This is a genomic window from Maritimibacter sp. HL-12 (assembly GCF_900177545.1).
Lineage (GTDB): Bacteria > Pseudomonadota > Alphaproteobacteria > Rhodobacterales > Rhodobacteraceae > Sinisalibacter.
On the sequence record NZ_FXBQ01000001.1, the window covers coordinates 1,333,872 to 1,350,032 of the forward strand.

Here is a 16,161-nt window from a genome sequence, read left to right on the forward strand (position 1 = left end):
AACACTGGAGGCGCAAGTCAAGCACGATAGTTGCGCGGGCGCGATCAGTCCCTTTGCAAAACTTGAAAAAAAGGCGTGCACACCGGGGCAAGAAGGCCCGTCCGGGGCTTTCGGCCGCGCGCGCCCTCAACCGAAGCACCCGCACCAGCCGATTCGGAAGAGCGGGGATCGTCAAGGCCATCCGGCGCGCGCAAGAAGGTGCACGAGGGGTCCGCGTCTTGCCGGATTAGCCATCAGGGCAGCACGCGAAATTCAGGATCTCGCCACGCCGGTGCGGCTCCATTGAGCGAACCCCGCGACCTGCCGAGACCACATGCGCTTTCGGTCTTGCCAACGCAACGCCTGTCGGGAACGGCTGCGATCAGGCCTGTGCGGGCCCTGCCAAAACGCCGTCATCAACCGATCTGACCGGCCAGCAGCCTCACCTTCGAGAACCTCTGTCGATAGCGCGCCGGGGTCACCCCCACCCGCCGCTTGAACAGGCGGCGGAAGAAGTTCGGGTCTTCGTAGCCCACCTCGATCGCGACCTGCTCCACAGGCATGTCGGTGGTTTCGAGCAGGTGCTTTGCCTCCTCGACCCGCATCATCTGGACGTATTCCATCGCTGCAAAGCCGGTCGCCGCCCGAAAACGGCGCATAAAGGTGCGCTCGGTCAGTCCCGAGCGTTCGATCATCGCGGCCACCGGGTTGGCACGGTGATAATTGTCGGCGATCCAGACCTGCATTTCGGCGATCACCGCGTCGTCATGGGTGCGCGGGCGCTGCGCCCCGGCAAACGGCAACTGGCCCTCGGAATGATCCCCGAACAGGAAGATCTTCGCGATGCGCACTGCCTCGGGCGGGCCGCAAAACCGGGCGACGAGATAGAGCGCCAGTTCCTCCCACGCCGTCGCGCCCCCGCCGGTGATGATGCGGTGCTCGGGGCCTGCGGGCACAAGGATCTTCTGCGCCGCGAGGCGGACCGCGGGATATCGGCGGCGGATCGTCTCGGCGATCGACCAGTGCGTGGTCGCCTCAAGCCCGTCCAGAAGCCCCGCTTCCGCAAGCAACGCGGTGCCGGTGCAGACAGAGCAGATGATGCCGCCGGCCGCGTATTGCGCGCGCAACCACTCGATCTGCGCCGGCCAGAGGCCTTCAAAAGGCCGGTCGTGGTCGAGCAGGAGATCCGTCACGATCACCACGTCGGCCTCGCCCATCGCCGCGTGCGGCCAGATCGACAAGCCGTAAGGCGACGCGACCGGGCGACCGTCGGCGGTAACGATGCGCGGCGAAAGAATCGGCACTTCCAAGCGCTCGCCCGTCAGTTGCTCCCAAGTCCGGCCAGCAGAAAGGAAGACCTCGTAGAGGCCATAGATCGAGGCCGGCGTGCTTTCCGGCAACGCCAGAAGGGCGATCCTCAAACCGTCTGATTTTTCGCTCGGCATGGCCCAAAATGGCGGAATCGCCCCGGTCTTGTCCAGTCCCGCCCTTATGCGAGGGTTCAGTCGCGGCGTATCGCGTCCCGGTCAACGCACTAGGGAACCGAGAAAATGACCGCAGACCTTCAGGACACTTCCACGCAATCCGCCGAGCGCTTCGCCGAGAGCGTCGCCGACATCGTCGACAAGGGTGCCATCGCCGTCATGCTGTCGATCGGCCATCGCACCGGGCTTTTCGACATCATGGCCGCGCTTCCGCCCGCGACGAGCGAGAAGATCGCCGAGGCCGCCGAGCTGTCGGAACGCTACGTTCGCGAGTGGCTGGCGGTGATGGTGACCGGCGGGATCATGCGCTACGACCCCGCAACCGGGCACTACACCCTGCCCGACGCCCACGCCGCCTGCCTTACGCGGGGCGGGGCTCAAGGCAACCTTGCCGTCTACGCGCAGCACGTTGCGCTGATGGGCACCTTGCAGGATCGAACGACCGCCTGTCTCGAAACCGGTGAAGGCACCGGCTACGGCGATTATCCCTGCTTCCACCAGATCATGGCCGAAGACAGCACCCAGACCGTCGCCGCCGCCTTGTTCGATCACATCCTGCCCTTGGCCACGGGGATTGAAGCGCGGCTCGAACAGGGGATCGAGGTGATGGATGCGGGCTGCGGCCGGGGCCGCGCGCTGATCGAGATGGCAAAGCGCTTCCAGAAGAGCCGTTTCACCGGCTACGACCTCTGCGCCGACGCCATCGACTGGGCCCGCGCGGCGGCCCGGCGGGCCGGCGTCGGGAACGTCACCTTCGAGGCGCGCGACCTGACCGGCTACGCCGAGCCCGGACGCTTCGATTTCATCACGTCGTTCGATGCGATCCACGACCAGAAAGACCCCGAAGGGCTGATCCGCGGCCTGCGCGCGTCGCTGAAGCCGGGCGGCGTCTATCTGGTTCAGGACATCGGTGGTTCAGCGAAGCTGGAAAACAACCTCGACTTCCCGATGGCCGCGCTGCTCTACGCGGTCTCGCTCACCCATTGCACGCCGGTATCCATCGGCCAGGGGGGCGCGGGCCTCGGCACGATGTGGGGCTGGGAAACCGCGGAACGGATGCTGCGCAACGCCGGGTTCCAGACGGTCGGCCGCCATGTGCTGCCGCATGATCCGATGAATGTCTGGTTCGTCGCGCGCGCCTGAACCGCATCGCGACCTTCCCAAAACTGAACGGGTAACAATATGACAACCCTCACGCTTTCCCGCGCGCGCGGGCCGCGGGGCCTCTCCCTTTTTGGCGCCGAGACCGGCGCGATGCTCCGCCTCGCGGCACCGATGACGATGGTCGCGCTTGTCAACATGGCGATGAGCGTGACCGACACCCTCATGGCCGCGCAATTCGGCGTCGCGGGCCTTGCCGCCGTGGCGATCGGCAGCGACTTCTACAGCCTCGTGTTCGTCTTTGCGGCGGGAACGATCTCGGGCCTCGCCACCCTCTACGCTGCGGCCGCCGAGGCCGAAAACACGCCACGCCTGCGCCGCCTGCGCGCGGCGGGCTGGTTGCTCGCGCTGCTCCTCGGCGCGCTTCTCGCGCCGCTGATCTGGACCGCGCCGGGCTGGCTGGGGCATCTCGGCATCCCTTCGGACCTGCTTGACCAGGGTCGCAATTACACCCGCGCGATGGCGACGACGCTCCTGCCGATGCTTGCCGTCGCGGTGATGCGCAACCGGCTTGTGGCGCGCGAGCGACCGGGTGCGATCCTGCGCGTGACACTCGGGGCGATCCCACTCAACGCGGCATTGAACCGGGTTCTGATGCACGGGGTCGGGCCTTGGGAAGGCCTCGGCATCACCGGCGCGGGGGTCTCCTCGCTGATCGTCGCCTGCTCTATCGCGATCGCGCTCTCTGTCATCTGCCTGCGGCAGGGCGACGTCGGGGCCGACTGGCGCGCGGGCCGCGAACTGGCCGAGGCGCTGCGCCTGGGTCCTCCCATCGGCGTGACCATGCTGGCGGAACTCGGCGTTTTCCTCGGCGCCACGCTCTTTGCCGCCCGCTTCGGCCCCGAGGCAGCCGCTGCCCATGCCCTGACCTTGCGCCTTGCCGGGATCGTCTATGCCGTCACCTCCGGGCTTCAGCAGGCCGCGACGGTCCGCATGGCGCGGCAGGCCGAGGCGGGCGACCCGCGCTGGCCGTTGCGCGCCGGTGTCCGGCTGGGCCTTGCCGCCGGCGCGGTCAACGTAGCCCTGCTTTGCACAATCGCGACGCCGCTTTCCCGCGCCGTCTTCGCCGACCCGGCGACCGCTGCCACGGCGGCCGGGCTGATCCTGCTCCTCGCTCTGTCCGAGGCCGCCGCACCGCTCGGCGCAGTGGCGGCAGGGCTGATGCGCGGTCTGCGCGACACGCGGGTGCCGATGCTTTTCTCCCTCGGCGGGAACTGGGGCGTGACGCTGCCGATGGCGGTGCTGCTCGCCGGCGCCGGTTGGGGTGTCACCGGCCTCTGGGCGGCGCTCACCGCGGGCACGCTTGCCGCGTCCCTGCTCACCACGCTTCGTCTGCGGCGGCACCGCCCCGCCGCAGTCCTCCACCTCCAGACCTGAAAGGACCTGTTCCATGCTTCGATCAATCCTGAGGCTCGCCTACGGCGCGGGTGGCTACGCCGCCGGACTCGCCAGCATCGCCGCCGTCGTCGCCTTCCTTGCCGATCTGCCCTTCTTCAAGGGCGTCAACGCCGGCGACCCGGGGCCAATCGGCCCTTCGATTGCCATCAACCTCGGACTGATCGGCCTTTTCGGCCTGCACCACTCGGTAACCGCCCGGCGCTGGTTCAAGGCGCGCTGGACGCGCCTGATCCCACCCGCGCTTGAGCGCACCACCTATCTCTGGATGAGCACCGCCGCCGTCGCGCTCCTGATCCTGTTCTGGCAACCCGTCACGATCCCCCTCTGGCAGGTGTCCGATCCTTGGGCGGCGGGCGCGATCTGGGCAGCGTTCCTCGCGGTCTGGGGCTTGATGTTCAGCGCCACCTTCCCGATCGGGCACTTGCGCTTCTTCGGCCTCGCGCAGGTCTGGAACCGGGTGCGCGGCTTGCCGGAACCGAACCCCGCCTTCACCGCGCGCTGGCTCTACGGGCTCGTGCGCCACCCGATCAGCCTCGGCTGGATGCTGGTGCCCTGGCTCACCCCGCAGATGACGCTGGGCCAGATCACCTTCGCCATCGGCACGATGGTCTACGTCCTGACCGCCACCGCCTTCGAGGAGGCCGACCTCGCCGCAGACCTCGGTGAAGCCTATCGCCGCTACCGGCGCGAAGTGCCCGCTTTTCTGCCCAGACTGCGCCGTTCGCGCAGGCGGTCCGGTATTTGACCCTCCGAAAGAAAGGAATGAACCGATGAACCATCCCCCGATGAGATCGAAGCCGCAGGTGCTCGCCCTGCATTGCACCGGCGGGACGCCCCGCCAATGGGATCCACTGGCGGCGGGCCTCGCGGACTTCGCCGCGTTTCACGCCCCGCCGCTGCCGCGGTTTCCCGAGACCTCGCGGCCCACGCTCACGGCACAAGCCGCGCCGCTTCTCGACTGGCTCGACCGCACACCCGCGCCCGTGCATGTCGTCGGCCATTCGCACGGCGGCGCTCTTGCGCTTCACCTTGCGGGCCGCAGGCCCGACCGGGTCGCGAGTCTTTCGCTCTACGAACCCGCCGCCTTTCACCTGCTGCGCGACTGCGGCAAGCCCGGAGAACGCGCATTGTGGGAGCTTCTGGACGTGGCCCTTGCGGTGCGCCGCGCGCTGGCCGAAGGCCGTCGCGACCACGGTGCCCGGCGCTTCGTGACCTACTGGGGCGGCGACGCGGCCTGGGACACCCTCGACGAAGGAACACGCCTGCGGATCGGCGCCGTGCTTGAGCAGGGCCTCGCCGGTTTCGAGGCGCTGCGAAGCGAGAATGCCGGAGCCGGCGCGCCGAGCGTACTGCGCTGCCCGGTCGATTTGTTGATCGGTTCCCGGTCGTACAATCCGGCACGGCTGGCAACCGAACGGCTTGCGACCCTGATACCCGCCGCAAGAACCCGCGAGGTGCGCGGCGCGGCGCATATGGGGCCGCTGACCCACGCAGACGTGGTGCATGACATTCTTGCCACAAGCCTGCGGGAAAGGATCGCCGGGCAGGCGACCAGGGCGGCATGACCCCGCGCCATTCTGGCGGGGTGCCGTCGCGCCGGTTTCCATGCCCGGCAGCATCTGAACGCATCACGATCGCCGTTAGCTCCCTGCATGCGCGCAACGCCAGTGCACCTCGGTCCTCCCGGGCCCGCCACCGCATCACCTGAGCGGACACCCTCGGACCCGGCGGATCAGAACGTCCAGAAGCAGAGGCAGGCGGCCCCGTCTCCGCTTCTGGATACATTCAGCGCGGTCGGCTTGCGCACAGGCTTCTTGGGTCACTCCGCATAGGTGGCATAGATCGCGTCACGCATCTCTGCCGGGAAGTCACCGATCACGCCCGCCACCGAGGTATTGGTCAGCACCACAACCGTCAGGCCGACGGCGGGGTCCACGAACCAATGGCTGCCAAGCGCGCCGCCCCATTGGAAGGTGCCGGGGGTCTGCGGCGTGTCGGCGGCCTCCGCGTCGAGCAGCACCGCAGCGCCGAGCCCGTGGCCCCAGCCATCTCCCTCGGTCCAGGCCCGAAGGTTTCCGATGGCGTGGGTTCCGATATCTCGCGCGGCGGCTTCCGACAGGATCGGCGCGCCACCGGTGCGGATCACCTCGAGCAAGGCAAGATAGTCGCCCGCGGTACCGCTCATCCCGCCGCCTCCCGAGGGATAGGCTGCGGCGTCGAGCACACGTGCCGGCCAGACCGGCACGCCCGCTTCGCCCAGCGGCACCAGGTCGCCCTCATCCGCCATTCTCTCCGCGACGTCGTCACCGTCGCGATAGGCGGCCGACAGCCGGTCCGGTTCAGTGACGACGAAAGTCGTGTCCGCCATACCGAGCGGCCCGGTGACATAGTGCCTGACCGCCTCGGGCAGCGGCATCCCCGCGGCCTCTTCGATCACCGCCCCGAGAACGTCCGTGCCCAGCGAATAGCGCCACTCCGATCCGGGCTCGAAGAAGAGCGGCGCTTCGGCGAGTCGGCGCAACGCCTCTTCAAGCGAAAGATCCTCCGCGCCAAGGCCCTGGGGCACACCCAAGGTCTCGTAGGCGTTCCCCTGCGGCTCAAGGAAGACATAGCTGAGGCCCGCGGTATGCGTCATCAGGTGCCGGATCGTGATCGTCGGTTGCCGCCCGTCCGGCAGCGCCGGGGTGAACCAGGGCAGCCAGTCGGTCACCGGGGCATCCAGCGAAAGCCGGCCCCGATCGACGAGGGCGAGCGCCGTGGCCGAGGTGATCAGTTTGGTCATCGAGGCATGGCGAAAGATCGTGTCCTCCGTCACCGGCATTCCGGCTTCGCGGTCGGCATGCCCGGCAGCGCGGCGATAGACGATCTCGCCATCCTTTGCCACCAGCGCCACGGCACCCGCAATACGGCCGGACTCGACCCAGCGGTCGAGCACCGCGTCGATGCCCGGGGCGGGCGTGGCCTCGGCCGCGACGCCGAGCAGAAGCGCGGCACCCAGGGCGAGGGGCACGGCGCGGCGATATATGTGAGTCATCGGGTCATCCTTTCTTTGATCGTGACGGGCGCCGTGATGCCCTCATTCCGCCCGGCTGGTGAGCGGGCGAATGGACAAAACCTGTCCAAATGTGCCAGTCTGGGCCATGCACCCTGCCGCTACCGTCGAAGTCAGGCTGCTCGCGTTGCCCGAGTCGACGCCGACGACGCTCTTCGCTTTCCTCGAAGTGTTCTCGGCCGTGGGCATCGCCTGGGCGCAGATCACCGGCGAGACCGGTCAGGCCCCGCGCATGCAGGTGCGCGTCGTGGCGCGCGAAAGATCGCCGTGGCGGTCCCCCGTGGGGCCGGTCATCGCGCCCGATCTTTCCCTCGAAGAGGCAACCGCCCCGGCCGACATCGTCATCGTCACCGATCTTGACCTCACCGCAGGTCTCGGAGACCCGGCGCGCTGGCGGCCTGAGGCAGCCTGGCTCCGCGCCCAGGCCGAAACAGGCGCGACGCTCTGCTCGGTCTGCACCGGCTCGGTGGTCCTCGCCAGTACCGGGCTTCTCGACGGCGGCGAGGCGACGACCCACTGGGCCGCGGCGGACTTGATGCGGGAAGCCTTCCCCGAGGTGCGCCTCCGCCCCGAACGCATCCTCTGCGCGTCGGGGCCCGAACAGCGCCTCGTCACCGGCGGTGGCCCGGGGTCATGGGAGGATCTTGCGCTGCACCTGATCGCGCGGTTCTGCGGCCCCGAAGAGGCGGTGCGGATTGCCCGCGTCTTCGTGCTGGGGGATCGCTCCCGGGGGCAGCTCCTGTTCTCGCTCCTCGGTCGCCCCCGCCACCACGCCGACGCGCCCGTGGCCGCAGCGCAGGAATGGATCGCCGAAAACTACGCCATGAAATCGCCGGTCGCGCGCATGGTCGCCCGCTCGGGACTGCCGGAGCGCAGCTTCAAGCGCCGCTTCCGCGCCGCGACGGGATATGCCCCGGTCGACTACGTGCAGGCGGTCCGGATCGAGGAAGCCAAGCACCTGCTCGAAACCTCCGACATCGCCACCGACGCGGTCGCCTTCGAGGTCGGCTATGACGACCCTTCCTATTTTCACCGCCTTTTCCGCCGCAAGACCGGCGTCACCCCCGGTGCCTACCGCCGTCATTTCGCGCGCGTCGTGCGGCCGCACATCGCGTGATCCCTTGGTGAGCCGCGCGCGGGGCGATCACTTCACCGCTGGACGAAAACCTGGAGATGCCACGTGGCCCGCCTGGCTCGGGTTGCTCGGCCACGGCGTCGAAGATACTGCCGAACGCGACGCGCCGAGCCACGGTCTTCCGCCTCGACCCGTCACCGCCCTCGTATCGCGGTGCACCGCGCGCAAGCGCACCGTGCGGAACCCGGTGTTGGTTTCGGGATGGCCGCGCGACAGGAACTCGAACAACGCGACGCTGCCCGTCGCCGTCCACGATGCGAGGACCGGGGCTACCCGGCAGGAGTCGGGCGCCCCGGCTCCCGACAAGGACTCAGAAATCGAGGTTCTCGACGCTCAGCGCGTTTTGCTGGATGAACTCGCGCCGCGGCTCCACCACGTCTCCCATCAGCTTGGTGAAAATGTCATCGGCATCGGCGAGGTCGTTGATCTTCACCTGCAGCAGGGTGCGCGCTTCGGGATCGAGCGTGGTTTCCCAAAGCTGGTTGGGATTCATCTCGCCAAGTCCCTTGTAGCGTTGCAGGGTGAGGCCCTTTTCACCCTCGGCAAGCATTGCGTCGAGCAGATCGAGGGGGCCATAGATCAATTGTTCGCGCTCCTTGCGAACCAGGTGCGAGGGTGCCTTGTAGTGGTCGCGGGATGCGCCGCTCACCTGCGCCAACCGCCGTGCCTCGCCCGAACGCAGCACCGCGCCATCGAGTGTGCGCACCTCTTCCACGCCGCGCAGCACCCGGGCCAGCCGGATCCCATGATCCTGGGTGATCCGCCCTTGCCAGCCCTGCTCGTACTCCAGCGCCACCAGGTCGAGCCGTTTGGCGACGGCATCGGCCACGCCCTGAAGGTCGGCATCCGCGGCACCGGGATCGAAGGCACCGGCGAGCGCCGCCTGTTCGAGAATGGAGCGCGGGTAGTGCGTCGGGAAGGCGTCGAGCACCCGGCGGATCTGGCGCGCGGCATCGACAACGCGGGCGAGGTCTTGCCCGGCGATCTCCTCGCCGGTTTTCAGCCGCAGAACGGCCCCCTCGATCCCCTGCTGGATCAGGTAATCTTCCAGCGCCGGCACGTCCTTGAGGTAAACCTCCGACTTGCCGCGCGCCACCTTGTAGAGCGGCGGCTGGGCAATGTAGAGATAGCCGCCCTCGATCAGTTCCGGCATCTGCCGGAAGAAGAAGGTGAGCAGGAGCGTGCGGATATGCGCACCGTCCACATCGGCATCGGTCATGATGATGACCCGGTGATAGCGCAGCTTGGAGATGTCGAACTCGTCGCGGCCGATCCCGGTGCCGAGCGCGGTGATCAGCGTCCCGATCTCCTGGCTGCCCAGCATCCGGTCGAACCGGGCACGCTCGACGTTGAGGATCTTGCCTCTGAGCGGCAGCACCGCCTGGTCATGGCGCGAACGCCCCTGCTTGGCCGACCCACCGGCGCTGTCGCCCTCGACGAGGAAGATCTCGCGCTTGCTCGGGTCTTTCTCCTGGCAATCGGCGAGCTTGCCCGGCAGGCTGGCCACGTCGAGCGCCGATTTCTTGCGCGTCATCTCGCGCGCCTTGCGGGCCGCCTCGCGCGCCAGAGCCGCCTCGACGATCTTGCCGATGATCAGCCGCGCCTCGTTCGGGTGCTCCTCGAACCAGTCGCTCAACCGCTCGTTCATCAGCCCCTCGACGGCGGGACGCACTTCGGACGACACCAGCTTGTCTTTCGTTTGCGACGAGAATTTCGGGTCGGGCACCTTGACCGAGAGCACGCAGGTGAGGCCCTCGCGGGCGTCGTCGCCGGTGAAGTTGACCTTCTCTTTCTTCGCCAGCCCCGAGGAGTTTGCGTAAAGGTTCATCGTGCGCGTCAGCGCGCCACGGAAGCCGGCAAGGTGCGCGCCGCCATCGCGCTGCGGAATGTTGTTGGTAAACGGCAGCACGGTCTCGTGGTAGCTGTCGTTCCACCACATCGCCACTTCCACGGTGATCCCGTCTCGCTCGCCGGAAATGAAGATCGGCTCCTCGATCATCGGCTGTTTGTGCCGGTCGAGATACTTCACGAATTCCTTCACCCCGCCATCGTAGTGCAATTCCACGTGCAGGGGTTCTGCCGGGCGCTCGTCCTCAAGGATGATGCGCACACCCGAGTTCAGGAAAGCCAGTTCGCGCAGTCGGTTTTCCAGTGTCTTGAAGACGTAATCGAGGTTCGAGAAAGTATCGGTCGAGGCGAGAAAGCGCACCATCGTGCCCTTCTTGCCCGGGGCATCGCCAACCACCGTCAGGTGTTCCACCGTCTCGCCGCGCTCGAAGCGGGCGCGGTGTTCCTTGCCGTTGCGCCAGATCGTCAGTTCCAGCCAGTCCGACAGCGCGTTGACCACCGAAACGCCCACACCGTGCAGGCCTCCCGACACCTTGTAGGAATTCTGGTCGAATTTTCCGCCCGCGTGAAGCTGGGTCATGATCACCTCGGCGGCGCTTACGCCTTCCTCGCGGTGAATTTCCACCGGGATACCGCGGCCGTTGTCCATCACCGAAACCGAATTGTCGGCGTGGATTTTCACCGTAACCGCATCGGCATGACCGGCCAGCGCCTCGTCGATCCCGTTGTCGACGACCTCGTAGACCATGTGGTGCAGGCCCGAGCCATCGTCGGTATCGCCGATATACATGCCGGGGCGTTTGCGAACGGCATCCAACCCTTTGAGAACCTTGATGGATTCTGCGCCGTATTCGGTTTCGTTCTGTACGTCGTCGGCCATGCGGACCTTCCTTGGAACTGGTCGGGAATTTATAGGGGTTCCGGCAGGGATTTACCAGCGCCACGCCGCATTATCGGGGGGTCAGACAAGCGCGATCGCCACGCCCACGGCGATCAGCAACAAGCCGGCCACGATGTTGAGCCGCCGCACCACGAGCGGCGATGTCAGCCGCGCCCGAACGTGGCCGACAAGAAGCGCAAGAGTGAGGTTGCCCGCCATCGGCACAGCGAAGGAAACCCCCGCGATCACCACCACGTCGAGCGCGCGGAGACTGGAGAGATCGAAGAAGCCGGGCAGGAAGCCCATGTAGAACAGGATCGCCTTCGGGTTGGCGAGGATCACCAGCAGACCGGCGACGAACCCGGCCCAGATGCCGGGCCGGGTCAGCCGGTTGTCGCGCTCCACCGGCGCGTCGGCGTTGCGCAGGACGGCAAGGCCGAGCAGCACGAAGACCGCGATGGCGAGGTAGCGAAGCACCTCCATCGCGCCGGCAAAGCTCGCCGCAACCCAGCCCACGCCCAGCACCGCCAGCACCGACCACATCACGTCGCCAAGCGCCACGCCGAGCGACAGCGGCCAGGCCCGCGAAAAGCCGCCCGAGAGCGCCCGCGCGATCGTCGCCACCCAGACCGGCCCCGGTGTGAGTGTCAGCACCACCATCGCCAGCGCGTAGAGCGCAAGCTCCCCGGCCCCGATCGTCACGCGATGCGGCCTTCGGCGTCGAGCGGCGAAAACGGGTTGAACGCGAATTCCCACAAATGCCCGTCGGGGTCGGCGACATAGCAGGAATAGCCGCCCCAGTCTGTCTCGAAAGGCGTCCGCACGCCGGTGGCACCGCAGGCGACGGCATGGGCAAAGGCGGCATCCACCGCTTCGGGCGAGGGATGGTTCTGCGCCAGCGTCATCGCCCCGGTGCCCAGGGCCGCAACATCGCGCCCGGTTTCGGCGGCAAGCCCGGCGCGGCTGAAAAGCGAGAGCTTCTGTCCGTCCATGGCGTAGAAGGCAACCATGTCGTTGGCGCTTTCCACTCCCCAGCCAAGCGCCTCGTAATAGGTGCGGGCACGGGCAAGATCGTCGACCGCGAGGGTGATGAAAGTCACCCGGTTCATCGGCAGGCTCATGGGGCCGCTCCCGTTACCGCGCTCACCCCGTCGGTTTCGCGCACCTCGAACACTTGCGCCCGATCGCCGAGCGCCTCGAACAGTTCCGGCCCGGTGCCGGTCATGAAAGCCTGCGCCCCGAGGCCACAGATCTCGTCAAAAAGCGCCGCGCGGCGTCCGGCGTCAAGATGCGCGGCGACCTCGTCGAGCAAAAGGATCGGCGGCGCGCCAATATCCGCCGCCAGCGCCCGGGCGTTGGCCAATACGAGCGACACGAGCAGCGCCTTCTGCTCGCCGGTAGAGGAATCTTTTGCCGCCACGCCCTTGGCGGCGTAGGTGGCGGCCAGATCGGCCCGGTGCGGTCCTTGCAACGTGCGTCCGGCGGCCAGATCGCGCTCGCGCCCGGCCTCGAACGCCTCGATCAGGTCCGCCTCACCCTCCGGCCCGGACTCGGCACCGTCCGCATGCAGGATGTTCAGATCGGCTGTGGGGAAACTGGTTTCCGCTTCGGCCTGCGCCGCCGCCAGCCGGGCAATGGTATAGGCGCGGTTTTTCTGGATCTCCGCACCCGACCGCGCCATCTGGCTTTCAAGCGCGTGATACCAGCGCCGGTCACCCTGCCCATCCTTCAGCAACCGGTTACGCTCGCGCATCGCCTTCTCGTAGGCCAGCACCGAATCGGCATGGCCCGGCTCGAAACTCATCGCCATCCGGTCGAGAAACCGCCGCCGGCCCTCGGCGCTCTCGGTCCAGAGCCGGTCCATCACCGGCACCAGCCAGACCACCCGTGCGATCCGCCCAAGCGCCACCTGCGCGGCGGGCTTGCCGTCGATCGTCACCTGGCGGGACGCACCGGCCTCGGCCCATGTTTCGACCTCGTGAAGCTGGTGCAGCGATTGCAGGAGCGCGGTCACCTTCCACCCCAGCGCCTCCGGCCGACGCGCGATCTCGTCGGCACCGGCCCGCCGCAGCCCACGGCCGGGGCTGAGCAGACTCACCGCTTCGAGGATGTTCGTCTTGCCCGCGCCATTGCGGCCATGGATCGCCACGGGGCGGCCGTCAAGCGCCAGCACAGCGCGCTTGTGCGAGCGAAAATGGCTGAGGGTGAGGGCGCGCAAAAAGAGGCCCGTCATCGGCGGGCTCCCTCGAAAGTTTGGAAAACGCCCTTTGGCGGGGCGCGAAAGTTATAAAACCTTCCGCCGGTCACACGCGCATCGGCATCACGACGTAGATCGCCGAAGTGTCGTTGCCTTCACGCATCAGCGCCGGTTCGCCAGCCGAGTTGAACATGAACACGGCGTTTTCCCGGTCCACCTGGCTGGCGATCTCCAGCAGGTACTTGGCGTTGAACCCGATCTCGAGCCGCTCGTCGCCATAGGCCACCGCAAGCTCCTCTTCCGCCGCGCCCGCATCGGGCGCGTTGACCGAGAGCACCAGCCGGTCTTCGTCGAGTTGCAGCTTCACCGCGCGCGAGCGTTCGCTCGAAACCGTCGCCACGCGATCGACCGCCCTGGCGAACTCGGTGGCGTCGACTTCCATTTTCTTGGTGTTTCCCGTGGGAATCACGCGGGTGTAGTCGGGGAAGGTTCCGTCGATCACCTTGGACGTAAGGATGATCTCGGGGGTGGCGAAACGCACTTTCGTTTCGCTCACGCTCACCGCGATCTGGGCGTCGTCATCCTCGAGCAGCTTGCGCAATTCGCCCACCGTCTTGCGCGGCACGATCACGCCGGGCATTTCCTCGGCACCCGGAGGCAGATCGGCGTCGATCCGCGCCAGCCGGTGGCCATCGGTCGCCACGCAGCGCAACACCCGGCCGCCCTCGGCCTCGCTCACGTGCATGTAGACGCCGTTGAGATAATACCGCGTTTCTTCGGTGGAAATCGCGAACTTGGACTTGTCGAACAACCGGCGCAACACCGGCGCGGCAGCGGCGAAATTCGCGGTGTATTCCGAGTTGGCCATCACCGGGAAATCTTCCTTCGGCAACGTGGCCAGCGAGAAGCTTGAGCGCCCGGCCTCGATCGTGAGCCGCCCGGCGGCCTCGTCGGCGGCAAGCGCGACGGTGGCCCCGTCGGGCAGCTTGCGCACGATCTCGTGCAGCATCACCGCGTTCACCGTCGTCGCCCCGGCGCGCTCGACCATGGCATGCACCCGGTCAACCACCTCGATATCAAGGTCGGTGGCGCGGAAGCTGACGTCGCCGCCCTCGGCCTCGATCAGGACGTTGGCGAGGATCGGGATCGTGTTGCGCCGCTCGACAACCGATTGCGCCTGGGCCACGGCCTTCAGCAGCACGGCGCGTTCGATGGTAATCTTCATGTCCCTCTCCACTCAGAATCCGGGACGGCAACCATAGACCGACAGCCGCCCGGCGCAAGATTTTTCAGGACTTTCCGTTGCTTTGGCAGGGGCGTCAAGGGGCGGTGGCGTTCAGGCCTCCAGCGCCCGGCGCAGCAATTCGAGGTCTTCCGCCAGCTGGGTGTCGCTCACCTTCAGTTCCTCGATGCGGCGTACACCATGCATGACGGTGGTGTGATCGCGCCCGCCGAACCGCCGGCCGATATCCGGCAGGCTGCGGGTGGTCAGCGATTTCGACAGATACATCGCCACCTGGCGCGGTCGCGCGATCGAACGTTGGCGCTTGGGGCCGATCATGTCGGACATGCGAATGTTGAAATGTTCGGCCACCTTGCGCTGGATTTCCTCGACCGTCACCTTGCGGTCGGAGGCGCGCAGGATGTCCGAAAGTGCATCCTGCGCCTTTTCCAGCGTGATCTCCTGCCCCACCAGCGAGGCGAAGGCAAAGAGCCGCATCAGCGCGCCTTCCAGCACCCGCACATTGGTGCTGATCCGGTGCGCGAGGAATTCCAGCACACCCTCGGCGATCTGCAGATCGGGGTATTGCTCGCGGTAGCGCGCGGCCTTGGTTTGCAGGATGCCGAGGCGCAATTCGTAATCGGTGGGGTGCAGATCGACCACGAGGCCCGATTGCAGCCGGCTCTTGATCCGGTCTTCCACGTCCTTCATCTCGCCCGGTGCACGATCACCCGAGATGATGATCTGCTTGTTCTGATCGATTAGCGCGTTGAAGGTGTGGAAGAACTCCTCCTGCGTCGAATCCTTGCCGGCGATGAACTGCACGTCATCGACCATCAACACGTCGACGGAGCGGAACATGTGCTTGAAATCCATCATCTGCTTTTCGCGCAAGGCCTGCACGAAGCGATACATGAACTGCTCGGCGGAGAGATAGACCACCCGAAGCGACGGGTCGCGCGCCTGGATTTCGTGCGCGATGGCGTGCATCAGGTGGGTCTTGCCGAGGCCGACACCGCCATAGAGAAACAGCGGGTTGAAAGTGACCGGCCCGCCCTCGGCCACGCGCCGAGAGGCGGCATGGGCAAGCTGGTTGGGCTTGCCAACCACGAAGCTGTCGAAGGTGAAGCGCGGATCGAGCGGGGCGCCGGGCAGGTCGTCCTTCTCGACGCGAACGGGCGCGGCATTGGTCGCCGGGCCCTGGGCTTCGTCGGGTTTTGGCCGCGCCACGCTGGGCACGGTGAACACGAGGCGCGAGACACGCGCACCGGCGTCGAGCATGTGGCGCAGGATCTTGTCGCCGAAGTTGCGCTCGACCCAGTTGCCGATGAATCCGGTGGGTACGAGGAAGGTGGCAACGCCGTCATCGAGCTGCGCCAGTTCCAGCGGTTCGATCCAGTTGCGATAATTGTTCTGCCCGACTTCCTGTTTCAGAATGTCCCGAACCTGGCCCCACGTCTCGTTCGTCATTGTCCTGTCAATCCACTTTTGCACCGCCCGAAACCGGCGGCCTGTCCCTACCAACACCACCCCGGCCAGGCACGACCGGGTCACTATCGCCACGTCCCCCGTTGACGCGCGAGCGATTGTAAAATGGCCGTGCCGGATCGGGGAAAGAAAAGGACAACTCACCGCCAAAGCGGCGATCAACTCGCACCATGATACCCTGATCCACCGATCAGGCCCGTGCGCGACGTATCAAATCCTGTCTCTCGGAGCGTCCCCCCGGACTACTCCGCTCGGTGCCACGGCGGCGGGTTCGTCCCGTCCTGCCCTGCCTTACCGAGAATTCCCAAGTCGGCGAC

Annotated in this window: 13 protein-coding genes; 5 read left to right on the plus strand and 8 right to left on the minus strand. The window is 66.9% G+C overall.

Annotation, left to right across the window (positions count from 1 at the left end; all coding sequences use genetic code 11):
• Positions 1 to 395: 395 nt before the first annotated feature.
• A complete protein-coding gene (locus B9Y97_RS06625) occupies positions 396 to 1,424 on the minus strand; it encodes a GlxA family transcriptional regulator (protein WP_085526002.1) in 1,029 nt (342 codons plus the stop codon).
• Between the two features lie 105 nt (positions 1,425 to 1,529).
• Here B9Y97_RS06625 and B9Y97_RS06630 point away from each other — a divergent pair, with 105 nt between their 5' ends.
• The 4 genes from B9Y97_RS06630 to B9Y97_RS06645 all read left to right on the plus strand — a co-directional run bounded on the left by B9Y97_RS06630 (position 1,530) and on the right by B9Y97_RS06645 (position 5,587).
• Positions 1,530 to 2,606: a class I SAM-dependent methyltransferase gene (locus B9Y97_RS06630; protein WP_085526003.1), complete on the plus strand. Its 1,077-nt coding sequence runs from the start codon at positions 1,530 to 1,532 to the stop codon at positions 2,604 to 2,606.
• Positions 2,607 to 2,717: 111 nt separating this feature from the next.
• A complete protein-coding gene (locus B9Y97_RS06635; RefSeq protein ID WP_176224318.1) occupies positions 2,718 to 4,001 on the plus strand; it encodes an MATE family efflux transporter in 1,284 nt (427 codons plus the stop codon).
• Positions 4,002 to 4,014: 13 nt separating this feature from the next.
• On the plus strand, positions 4,015 to 4,767 hold the full coding sequence (locus B9Y97_RS06640) for a methyltransferase family protein (protein ID WP_085526005.1): 753 nt from the start codon (positions 4,015 to 4,017) through the stop codon (positions 4,765 to 4,767).
• Positions 4,768 to 4,792: 25 nt separating this feature from the next.
• Complete coding sequence (locus B9Y97_RS06645) at positions 4,793 to 5,587, plus strand: alpha/beta fold hydrolase (RefSeq protein WP_085526006.1); 795 nt, start codon at positions 4,793 to 4,795, stop codon at positions 5,585 to 5,587.
• A 254-nt stretch (positions 5,588 to 5,841) separates the two neighbouring features.
• Here B9Y97_RS06645 and B9Y97_RS06650 read toward each other — a convergent pair whose 3' ends face one another.
• Positions 5,842 to 7,056 carry a serine hydrolase domain-containing protein gene (locus B9Y97_RS06650; protein WP_085526007.1) on the minus strand — a complete coding sequence of 405 codons (1,215 nt, stop codon included), beginning with the start codon at positions 7,054 to 7,056 and terminating at the stop codon, positions 5,842 to 5,844.
• Between the two features lie 106 nt (positions 7,057 to 7,162).
• On the opposite strand from B9Y97_RS06650, the gene B9Y97_RS06655 reads away from it, so the two are divergent.
• Positions 7,163 to 8,191 (plus strand): GlxA family transcriptional regulator, encoded by a 1,029-nt coding sequence (locus B9Y97_RS06655; RefSeq protein WP_085526008.1) that lies wholly within the window; start codon positions 7,163 to 7,165, stop codon positions 8,189 to 8,191.
• A 328-nt stretch (positions 8,192 to 8,519) separates the two neighbouring features.
• On the opposite strand, the gene gyrB is transcribed toward B9Y97_RS06655, so the two are convergent.
• From gyrB to dnaA, 6 genes are all read right to left on the minus strand, one after another.
• A complete protein-coding gene (gene gyrB, locus B9Y97_RS06660) occupies positions 8,520 to 10,937 on the minus strand; it encodes a DNA topoisomerase (ATP-hydrolyzing) subunit B (RefSeq protein WP_085526009.1) in 2,418 nt (805 codons plus the stop codon).
• A gap of 81 nt (positions 10,938 to 11,018) precedes the next feature.
• Positions 11,019 to 11,639 carry a LysE family translocator gene (locus B9Y97_RS06665; RefSeq protein WP_085526010.1) on the minus strand — a complete coding sequence of 207 codons (621 nt, stop codon included), beginning with the start codon at positions 11,637 to 11,639 and terminating at the stop codon, positions 11,019 to 11,021.
• Positions 11,636 to 12,052: a VOC family protein gene (locus tag B9Y97_RS06670; RefSeq protein ID WP_139828406.1), complete on the minus strand. Its 417-nt coding sequence runs from the start codon at positions 12,050 to 12,052 to the stop codon at positions 11,636 to 11,638. Before B9Y97_RS06670 ends, B9Y97_RS06665 begins: the two co-directional genes overlap by 4 nt.
• Positions 12,053 to 12,054: 2 nt before the next feature.
• Positions 12,055 to 13,170: a DNA replication/repair protein RecF gene (recF, locus tag B9Y97_RS06675; protein ID WP_085526012.1), complete on the minus strand. Its 1,116-nt coding sequence runs from the start codon at positions 13,168 to 13,170 to the stop codon at positions 12,055 to 12,057.
• 70 nt (positions 13,171 to 13,240) lie between these two features.
• On the minus strand, positions 13,241 to 14,359 hold the full coding sequence (gene dnaN / locus B9Y97_RS06680) for a DNA polymerase III subunit beta (RefSeq protein ID WP_085526013.1): 1,119 nt from the start codon (positions 14,357 to 14,359) through the stop codon (positions 13,241 to 13,243).
• A 111-nt stretch (positions 14,360 to 14,470) separates the two neighbouring features.
• On the minus strand, positions 14,471 to 15,826 hold the full coding sequence (dnaA, locus tag B9Y97_RS06685; RefSeq protein WP_085526014.1) for a chromosomal replication initiator protein DnaA: 1,356 nt from the start codon (positions 15,824 to 15,826) through the stop codon (positions 14,471 to 14,473).
• Positions 15,827 to 16,161: the final 335 nt, after the last annotated feature.

Excerpts from the sequence above, each read along its gene's own strand:
- B9Y97_RS06625 (WP_085526002.1), bottom strand. The coding sequence starts at position 1,424 with ATGCCGAGCGAAAAATCAGACGGTTTGAGGATCGCCCTTCTGGCGTTG.
- B9Y97_RS06630 (WP_085526003.1), top strand. The coding sequence starts at position 1,530 with ATGACCGCAGACCTTCAGGACACTTCCACGCAATCCGCCGAGCGCTTC.
- B9Y97_RS06635 (WP_176224318.1), top strand. The coding sequence starts at position 2,718 with ATGCTCCGCCTCGCGGCACCGATGACGATGGTCGCGCTTGTCAACATG.
- B9Y97_RS06640 (WP_085526005.1), top strand. The coding sequence starts at position 4,015 with ATGCTTCGATCAATCCTGAGGCTCGCCTACGGCGCGGGTGGCTACGCC.
- B9Y97_RS06645 (WP_085526006.1), top strand. The coding sequence starts at position 4,793 with ATGAACCATCCCCCGATGAGATCGAAGCCGCAGGTGCTCGCCCTGCAT.
- B9Y97_RS06650 (WP_085526007.1), bottom strand. The coding sequence starts at position 7,056 with ATGACTCACATATATCGCCGCGCCGTGCCCCTCGCCCTGGGTGCCGCG.
- B9Y97_RS06655 (WP_085526008.1), top strand. The coding sequence starts at position 7,163 with ATGCACCCTGCCGCTACCGTCGAAGTCAGGCTGCTCGCGTTGCCCGAG.
- gyrB (WP_085526009.1), bottom strand. The coding sequence starts at position 10,937 with ATGGCCGACGACGTACAGAACGAAACCGAATACGGCGCAGAATCCATC.
- recF (WP_085526012.1), bottom strand. The coding sequence starts at position 13,170 with ATGACGGGCCTCTTTTTGCGCGCCCTCACCCTCAGCCATTTTCGCTCG.
- dnaN (WP_085526013.1), bottom strand. The coding sequence starts at position 14,359 with ATGAAGATTACCATCGAACGCGCCGTGCTGCTGAAGGCCGTGGCCCAG.
- dnaA (WP_085526014.1), bottom strand. The coding sequence starts at position 15,826 with ATGACGAACGAGACGTGGGGCCAGGTTCGGGACATTCTGAAACAGGAA.